Origin of the sequence: uncultured Nitrospira sp. (assembly GCA_902500695.1) — a bacterium.
Taxonomy (GTDB): domain Bacteria; phylum Nitrospirota; class Nitrospiria; order Nitrospirales; family UBA8639; genus Nitrospira_E.
Window position 1 is genome coordinate 1 of sequence record CABVRQ010000115.1, and the last position, 1,509, is coordinate 1,509.

Genomic DNA, 1,509 nt, shown 5'->3' on the forward strand with positions numbered 1-1,509 from the left:
AGACATTCAACCTGTCTGTGGGCTTATTTGCCCTTGAAAAATAATTATTCAACACGTCCCTACTCAACCCACCACCATGAAGCGAAAGGCTGGGCCTGATTCATGAAAAATGCGCAAAACCGGCCTGTCTCGAAGGGTTAACTCATGGCTTTCAGACAGCACGGGCTGGGGTTTGACCCTCCGCGGGTTCTTTGGTACGTTGCGGTCCACTCAAAAAGGCCATTTAAAATTCCTATTCCCGACTTGTGCATCGCGTGGCGGCGGGAAGGCTATTTGTCACGAGAAAACCGCGCTTTATTTGATCGCCTGCTGGCCCAAAGCCGTATTTGATGCCAGACTACCGGGCCTACCATTGTCAGGAAGACCCCATGGCTGCTCACAAAGTTGTTCACATCAAGACCGCCACCGCACGAGCACCACTTTCCCCGGCGCAAAAAAAATTCAACACCCTGATCAAAAAGATCGACGCGCAGAAAACAGCGCTTCGGGAATGGCAGGAAAGCTATGTGCAATGGAGCCAGGATGCTGTCTCAAAACTGGAGCCGTTACGCAAGACCTTGCACGAACGTCAAGCCGACATGGTATTGCTGCTCGATCAACAATTCACCAGCCACAAATTCACCGCCAGTCAGCAAGACAAACTCACCCACCTGATCACCGAAACTTGTGAGGAACTCATCACCCTCAACCAGCGCGACGATTTAAAAGCCATTTTCAATAAATACAGCGCCGACGATTTCGACTCACTGGAACAGGCCAACGACGACATGGCACATGAAATGATGAAAGAGATGTTTGAGCAAGAATTTGGTGTCTCTCTGGATGATGCTGAGATTGACATCAAAGACCCGGAAGGCACTGCCGAACGCTTGACAAAAATGTTCAAGCAACAACACGAACATGCTGAACAGGAAACAGCCAAACGTCCGCAGCCCAAGAAAAGTGCCAAACAACTAGCCAAAGAAGCCAAGGATACAGAAGAAGCCGCCAACGTCAGCAAATCCATCCAGGCCGTTTACCGCCAACTGGTCGTCGCCTTGCACCCCGACCGCGAACCTGACCCGGCAGAGCGCGAACGCAAAACCGAGCTGATGCAGCAAGTGACCGTCGCCTACAGCAAGAAGGACTTGTTAAAACTGCTGGAACTGCAACTCGCCGTCGAGCAAATAGACCAGAGTCAACTTAACAATATCAATGCCGACCGCCTCAACCATTACAACAAAATCCTCAGCGATCAGTTACGCGAATTGGAAGAAGAGGTCTTTTTCAGGGAAAGCGAAATCCGCCTGATGCTCGATGCTTCCCCCTTTGAGCCGCTTTCCCCCAAACGCATGGTCGGGTTGCTCAAGCAGGAAATACGAACGGCCCAGGACATGATTGCCCGCGTTCAGCGCGACTTGCTGGCGTTTCGGGATGTGAAGCAGCTTAAAGCTTGGTTGAAGGGGTATCGAATTCCGGAGCCGGATATTGACCCGTTTTTTGATGAGTTCCCGCCGTTTCCTTAAAAAG

General features: G+C 51.0%; 1 protein-coding gene. It reads left to right on the forward strand.

The genetic code is table 11. From position 1 onward, the window contains the following. Positions 1 to 368: 368 nt before the first annotated feature. Complete coding sequence (locus AAH187_RS17940) at positions 369 to 1,505, forward strand: hypothetical protein (RefSeq protein WP_342349858.1); 1,137 nt, start codon at positions 369 to 371, stop codon at positions 1,503 to 1,505. Positions 1,506 to 1,509: the final 4 nt, after the last annotated feature.

Coding starts and splice junctions, on each gene's coding strand:
- AAH187_RS17940 (WP_342349858.1), top strand. CDS start 369: ATGGCTGCTCACAAAGTTGTTCACATCAAGACCGCCACCGCACGAGCA.